This window comes from Mesorhizobium captivum (assembly GCF_033977165.1).
Taxonomy (GTDB): Bacteria; Pseudomonadota; Alphaproteobacteria; order Rhizobiales; family Rhizobiaceae; genus Mesorhizobium; species Mesorhizobium captivum.
The window spans coordinates 20,084-27,192 of record NZ_JAVIJB010000066.1; the positions used below are offsets into that span (position 1 = coordinate 20,084).

General features: G+C 56.9%; 6 protein-coding genes and 1 pseudogene. All 7 read left to right on the plus strand.

Annotation, left to right across the window (positions count from 1 at the left end; translation table 11 throughout):
* Nucleotides 1-21: 21 nt before the first annotated feature.
* The gene (sctQ, locus tag RFM40_RS31840; RefSeq protein ID WP_320251058.1) at nucleotides 22-1,101 is read left to right on the plus strand and encodes a type III secretion system cytoplasmic ring protein SctQ; all 1,080 of its coding nucleotides are present in this window, start codon (nucleotides 22-24) and stop codon (nucleotides 1,099-1,101) included.
* Nucleotides 1,094-1,759: a type III secretion system export apparatus subunit SctR gene (gene sctR, locus RFM40_RS31845; RefSeq protein ID WP_320223464.1), complete on the plus strand. Its 666-nt coding sequence runs from the start codon at nucleotides 1,094-1,096 to the stop codon at nucleotides 1,757-1,759. Before sctQ ends, sctR begins: the two co-directional genes overlap by 8 nt.
* A 2-nt stretch (nucleotides 1,760-1,761) precedes the next feature.
* Nucleotides 1,762-2,037 carry an EscS/YscS/HrcS family type III secretion system export apparatus protein gene (locus tag RFM40_RS31850; RefSeq protein WP_320216873.1) on the plus strand — a complete coding sequence of 92 codons (276 nt, stop codon included), beginning with the start codon at nucleotides 1,762-1,764 and terminating at the stop codon, nucleotides 2,035-2,037.
* Nucleotides 2,038-2,045: 8 nt separating this feature from the next.
* On the plus strand, nucleotides 2,046-2,867 hold the full coding sequence (sctT, locus tag RFM40_RS31855) for a type III secretion system export apparatus subunit SctT (protein ID WP_320223469.1): 822 nt from the start codon (nucleotides 2,046-2,048) through the stop codon (nucleotides 2,865-2,867).
* On the plus strand, nucleotides 2,864-3,898 hold the full coding sequence (locus tag RFM40_RS31860; RefSeq protein ID WP_320228529.1) for an EscU/YscU/HrcU family type III secretion system export apparatus switch protein: 1,035 nt from the start codon (nucleotides 2,864-2,866) through the stop codon (nucleotides 3,896-3,898). The genes sctT and RFM40_RS31860 overlap by 4 nt, the downstream gene beginning before the upstream one ends.
* Before the next feature lie 325 nt (nucleotides 3,899-4,223).
* Nucleotides 4,224-4,500 (plus strand): annotated as a pseudogene (locus RFM40_RS33800) (IS21 family transposase); the annotation flags it as partial.
* Nucleotides 4,501-4,805: 305 nt separating this feature from the next.
* The coding region (locus RFM40_RS31865) for a hypothetical protein (RefSeq protein ID WP_320278948.1) at nucleotides 4,806-7,109 on the plus strand (2,304 nt) is incomplete at its 3' end.

The window sequence follows — 7,109 nt, forward strand, 5'->3', positions numbered from 1 at the left end:
TAGCATTCTTGTCGTGTCGCAATGGTGCCGTCTTGTAGAGCCGAAAACACTTTGAGCACACACGATTCACTGAAGCCAAAGCTAAGTCTGTCCCACGACGTCGTCTCGTGGCTCAACGAGTGCGCACACCCCCGCACGCCTTTTCAGTGCCGACTTGGCGACGAGCCGCTATCGGTGCGAATAGGACGGCTTGTCTGGCAGCCGGAATCGCTTCCCATTCCGATGCTCGAGTGCATTTGGCGGCTCGGAGATGAGACGATCGTCTTGTCGATCTCCCGTGCACTGATAGAGAGGCTCATCTCGACCGTGCAGAGCGGCATTGGCTTGCCTTCCGAGCCAACCGGTTCAATGGTTCTCGAACTCGCACTTGAGCCGCTTCTCGCTCGACTCGAGGCTCAGACACGGCAGGACGTGCAACTGGCTCAGCTGCGCGAAACCACCATGCCACCTCCCTATCTCGAATATGACGTCGCCTGCGGCCCGATCAACGGCAAAGCTCGTCTGTGCCTATTCTCGCCTCTAGATGGCCCGGTGCCGTTCGCGTTCCACGCCCTGGGAGATCTGCTTCGACAGTTGCCGCCACAACCGTGCGAATTACCCGCAGAGCTCCCGGTCCTGGTTGCAGGAAAGATCGGCTCGCTTTGCGTTCCGGCGGCGCTTATTCGCAAAACATCTGCCGGTGATGCTTTGATACCAGACGTATTACCGTTCCACCGCGATCAGATCATCCTCTCTGCGGGCCGGCTCTGGGCCGTGGCAGATGTTGCGGACGACCGCCTGATCCAGCGGGGGCCTTTCCGCCCGCAACCATGCCCCTTGGAGAGTGCGCACATCATGACAGAACCGGAATTGCAGCAAGGGCCATCGGATGCCGAGCTCGACGATATCGAAATCACTCTGGTTTTTGAATGCGGCCGCTGGCTGATGCCGCTAGGGGAACTGAGGAGTGCCGGCGAAGGGCATATCTTCGAACTTGGTCGGCCGGTCGACGGTCCGATCGATATAGTTGCCAACGGCCGGCGTATCGGCCGTGGCGACATCGTGCGCATCGGCGACGAGCTTGGCATCAGGCTACGTGGCGGGTTGGCATGCAATGAGTGAGATCCAACCCGGGATTCTGGCGCTTCTTGCGGTTACGGCTGGGCTGGGTCTGCTGCTGCTCACAGTCGTCACAACCACCGCCTTTATAAAGATATCTGTGGTTCTCTTCCTCGTCCGCAACGCGCTCGGGACGCAGACGATACCCCCCAATATAGTTCTTTACGCGACGGCATTAATTCTCACCGTTTTCGTTAGCGCGCCTGTTATCGAGCAGACCTATGCGCGCGTCACGGACCCGAAACTCCACTATCAGACCTTCGACGATTGGGTTACCGCTGCTGAAGAGGGACGAGAGCCTTTGCGTGGCTATCTCAAGAAGTTCACAAGCGAAGAGCAGCGTCGATTTTTCCTATCGTCGACCAAACAAGTCTGGCCAGAGGAAATGCGCGCCAGGACGACACCTGATGATTTCGCCATTCTCGTACCATCCTTTCTAATTTCAGAACTCAAGCGTGCCTTCGAAATTGGCTTTCTTCTTTATCTTCCGTTTATCTGCATCGATCTCATCGTAACCACGATTTTGATGGCGATGGGCATGTCAATGGTATCACCCACAATGATAGCTGTCCCTTTCAAACTATTTCTATTTGTTACTATTGATGGTTGGTCCCGACTAATGCACGGGCTTGTGTTGAGTTATACAACACCGGGAGGTTGAGCATGGATGAGGCCAGCATTGTAGCCCAAATGAGCCAAACCTTAATCGTTTTCATGATTTGGGTTCTGCCGCCACTCATTGCCGCTGTGGTTGTCGGCCTGGGCATCGGCATTATCCAGGCGGCAACACAGATTCAGGACGAAACCTTGCACCTGACAGTGAAACTATTGGTCGTTGTTGCGATCATTGTTCTGTTTGCTCCTGTGCTAAGCGCTCCGCTCATCGAGCAAGCCGATTACGTGTTCTCCCAGTTTCCCGCGATTATACCGAGTTACTAGCCTTCATGATGTCTGGTTGGTCACCCACCGACGCCCAAATGCTCATCCATGCGGCCATCGAACTCATCATCGCCGCCGGTCTTGCTGCGGCTCGCGCTGTCGGCATTATGCTGGTCCTGCCAGTATTTACGCGGTCTCAAATTGGCGGGCTGATCAGAACATGCCTTGCTGTCGCGTTCGGGCTACCGTGCTTGGCACCCATCAGAGACGGGTTACAGCTGCTCGATACTGATACCCGTTTCATCCAAGTGACACTGCTCGGTTTGAAGGAGATTTTTGTCGGGCTGCTACTTGGGATTCCGCTCGGAATCCCGATATGGAGCCTCCAGGCGGCCGGTGAGCTTGTCGACACCCAGCGCGGCATCACCAGCCAAGTCGGTCCGGTAGACCCCGCGACGAACACTCAGGCATCCGCGATGGGACTTTTTCTCGGAATCACAGCGATCACGATCTTCGTCGCATCGGAAGGTCTGGAGATCATGATCGGCGGCCTTTATGGCAGCTACTCGATCTGGCCCGTATATCAATTTTACCCCACGCTGACCTCACAAGGGGCAATGGAATTAATCGCCCTCCTCGACCGGATTATGGTGACGAGTTTACTAGTCTCCGGGCCTGTCGTGGCCTTTCTGTTGCTAGTTGACATTTCGATAATGATCCTTACCCGCTTTGCCCCGCAACTCAAGTCGAACCGTCTTTCCCCGACAATCAAAAATATCGGCTTTCCGATCATTATGGTCACGTACACTGCGTATCTCATCGACGCCATGGCGTCAGATATCGCACAGGCCAAAGGCGGGCTCGAGGCGTTCGAAAAGATGCTGAAATGAGCACGAGCGAAGAGAAGAAACACCCGGGCACTCACAAGAAGCTAAGCGAAGCACGCAAGAAGGGGCAGATTGCGCGCAACACCGATTTCGTCCGCGCCGTCGGCACCTGCGCCGGTCTCGGCTATCTGTGGTTAAGAGCTAGCGCGATCGAAGACAAATGCATCGAAGCGGTATTATTGACCGACAAGCTGCAGGATCTGCCTTTCAATATCGCTGTCGGGCAAGCGCTAATTCTCTTGACCGAACTCACCGTGACGACAGTCGGCCCGCTGCTTGGAACTGTAGCCGCCGCGGCGGTCTCGGCCGCGTTCATCTCTAACGGTGGACTACTCTTCTCGTTCGAGCCGATGGCGCCCAAGTTTGAAAAAATCAATCCTTTTCAGGGACTGAAGCGCATCGTGACGGTGCGCTCCTTAACCGACCTTGGCAAGGCGCTGGTGAAGCTATTAGTCCTCGGCGCTATCTTTCTTTTTTCTATTCTGGGCATGTGGAAAACGATGGTCTATCTGCCGGTCTGCGGCATTTCGTGCCTCGGCTTCGTCTTTACGGAGGTGAAACTGCTGGTCGGGATTGGTGCCGGTGCACTTCTGGTCGGCGGCTTGATCGATCTCCTGCTCCAACGCTGGTTGTTTTTGCGCGACATGCGAATGACTGAGACCGAGGTCAAGCGCGAAAGGAAGGAACAAGAAGGTACGCCAGAGTTGAAGCATGAACAACGTCGCCTACGTCAAGAGATGGCTAGCGAACCTCCGCTTGGCGTGCATCACGCCACATTGATCTTGAGAGGGCGGGCGATATTGGTCGGTCTGCGTTACGTGAGGGGCGAGACTGGGGTGCCGGTCTTGGTTTGCCGCGGCGAGGGCGAGGCCGTTTCACCTATCTTCGGAGCGGCGCAGGCGCTACGTCTAAGTATTGTCGACGATGATGGCCTAGCGCGTCAGCTCATCCAAACAACCAAGTTAGGAAAACCTGTTCCTATGCAGTATTTCGAGCCAGTTGCTAGAGCACTCCATGCCGCTGGGTTAGTCTAGACGAGTATACAAAATCGGTTTCTGTTATTGCGCAGGCTACTGTGCCGCTATGGGCCATGGGCAATCCAGAACCGTCTATGTGTCCGGCCGACCTCGCATGTTTTGGAGAATTATCGCAATGTTCGCTACCATCGGGACTACCTTTACTACTCAGCGCGCTCGGTCCGCCGTCACAAGTCATGTGCCACTTGCCTTGCGTGTGTGTTGACAGGCGCCATTCGCTGCTTTCTGATCACCTGTCTACCTGCGGAAAAATCGATCCGGCCAAACAGTGTAACCGGATCGAGCGCATGCTCGGTCACCTCAAGCTCCACCGCGCCACCGCCTCTCGCTGCTCGTGGCAGCGATGGACGCCTCAAACTACACTGTCTTCCGAACCGTTGCCCGAGCGAGAGCCTGCCCGACCGGATCGGCGTGCACACGAACCTCTTCTGGGTGGCGTGCCGAAGTTCCTGGTCCCTGGTTATATTATGCCTCTCAGGGCACTGCGACCCCGGTCTCAACAGAACCTATGCAGAGATGGCGAGCCGTTACGGAACGCGGTACTCTGGGCAGAGGCCGAGACAGTTGCGGTACAAATTGCACAGCGCTGGTTCCTGGCGTAGCTGCCGTCGGCAGGTCGCCATGATCGACCGATCGACCTCCGTGGGCCAGCGGCAGCCGGCGCATCTTGCAATTGTCTCCAAAACCAACATGCGCAAATGTCTCCGATCGAACCGGAGGTGTCGGGCGAAATGAGAAATTGACTCCTCTCGTTTCATGAAAAGTCCCACCACGGTCCATCTCAAAACTCGTGCGCCCGAATGACGATGGCTTCCATTGCATTGCTGCCTCCGTCAGATTGTCGAAAGCCAAGCACCGTAGAGATAGAACCGCTTGAAGTGCTCGGAACTGCAAAGGAAGTAGGATGGATCTCTTCGACAATATCGGTGCGTCCCCCGCCTCAGATCCCGCCCGAAGAGATGAAGCAGGGTTGCAACAGCACCAGGTCGAGCAGAGGAGTTTTGAGCAGCGACTGAACGAGCTACAAGGAAGCGTGCCTCGGCCGGTCAATCCAACCCCGGGTCCACCGCCCCACTCGCCTGCGCCAAGTGTCTACCACGACGAGATTCTTGCAGCCGCCGATCGCGGTGCCCGCTTACCGGCTGAAAGTTTCGCTTCGGCGAAGTTTTGGCAGGGAATTGATAGCGTGACCAACTCGCCTACCCCAAACGTCGATCAGGAGGAGCTTCCGCAGTTCGGCGGCCATGCTGTGTCGGTATCTGCAAGCGACCCAGCGATTGGAGGCGCTTGCCTGCAAGATTTGGCTTCCCTGCCACCGCCGGTCAACCTCCCAGGCGTCCCTTTGAGAAGCGCTCCCCACACCCCCCTACCTCGCGCTCCCCGGGCAGGTTTAGGGCAGCCTCCGGCCAATCAACCGGGCGGTCCAATCAGCGCACCTCCCACAGAGCCGACCGAGGCGCGCTACCAAGCTGTCCTCCTGCAGCGAACTGCACTGCTGCGTAAGCGAGAACGCCGCCACCCAGACGAGCTGCTTTTTAACACGTACCGCAGGCTGGCTACGGCCAAGGGAAATCGAATCAGCCAGAACAGGATTTCGAAAGACATAGCGGCGTTGCGGAAGTTCAGTGTGCGCCTTGCCAAGGACCACCAGAGCCAAATCGCCGGCCGGATTCACGATCGGCAACTGGACAGCCTAGTGAAGCTCTGCGCGGCCGGCGATACCAAATTACTTGGTCAAATCAACTCAGCATTGGGCAGGCTCCGACAGGCCCAGGCCGAAGGGCAGGTGATAGTTGGCCGGAATCGACCTAGCACGGAGGATGACGAGGTCTTCGCTGACTACCACACAAAAGCCACAACCGACAAAGTGAGCGAAACCACGGTGAAGACCGACTTGGCGACGCTGCGTAAGTTCAGCGCATGGCTTGCAAAGAACCACCAGAGCCAAATCCGCGGCAGGATACAGGATCAGCAATTGGACAGCCTGGCTAGGGACTACGCGGGCAACGATCCCCTACTACTGCGTCAAATCAACTTTGCGTTGACCAGACTCCGGCAAGCATCTGCCGGAAAGCGGGTGACCGTTGCTCGGGGCGCTCGACCGGTCACGCAGGATGACGAGGTCTTCGCCGACTACCACACAAAGGCCACAGCCGGCAACGTAACCGCGGTGAAGACCGACTTAGCGGCGCTGCGTAAGTTCAGCGCATGGCTTGCAAAGAACCACCAGAGCCAAATCAGTGGCAGGATTCAGGATCGGCAATTGGACAGCCTGGCTAGGGACTTCGCGGGCAGCGATCCCATACTACTCCGTCACATCAACCTTGCGTTGATTAGAATCCGGCAAGCATCTGCCGGAGAGCGGATGACCGTCGCTCGGAAACCTAGTAGCAGGGACGATGAGGAACTCTTTGCCACCTACGAGGCAAAAGCTACCGCCGACAAAATAAACTCACACACGGTGAAGACCGACATCGTGGCGCTGCGTAAGTTCAGCAAATGGCTTGCGCAGAACCACCGGACGCAAATCGCCGACCGGCTTGAAAGTCCGGAGTTGGACGCGCTGGCGAAAGCCTATGCGGGCCGCGAGGCCTGGCGTATAACACCAGCGTTGAGAAGGCTCCGGCAGACCAAGGCCGAACAGCGGGTGACAGTTAAAGACCATCGTCCTGTCACCAAAGACCATCGTCCTGTCACCGAAGACACCAGAGTGATTGAGGCTGCCTGTAACGAAGCCGCCAGTAAAGGATATTACGGGAGAACGATTAGGAATTATCGACCTGTTTTGCTGCGTTTCAATGATTGGCTCACTGAGAACTTTGGTAAGGGTGTTGCCCGGATTGAACCTGCGGTGCTGAACCGTGCGGTTGAAGAGTACAAGAAGAACGAATCACGTGGGTTCCGCAGCGCGTGGAGCTTCTTTCAGAGATTTCGACAGATGTCCGCAGCAAACGAGGTCCTGCACTTGGCCGCCAACGGGCAGGCGGGTTGGCGCCAGGATGAAGGCCGCGCACACAAAGCGGCGGCGCAAACCGCTTCCTTGTCGCCTTTCCCCCTGCCTCCAGCCGACCCGTCTTGGAACCAGCTGCGAGACCTCATTCAAAAAGACCTTGCGCAGCCTAGCTCGTCCTCGGCCTTCGCAGGCGCCCAGCAGGCCAGCTCGTTTCAAGAGTTTTCCTCAGCTCCGCATACTCCGTTCGAGGGGGCT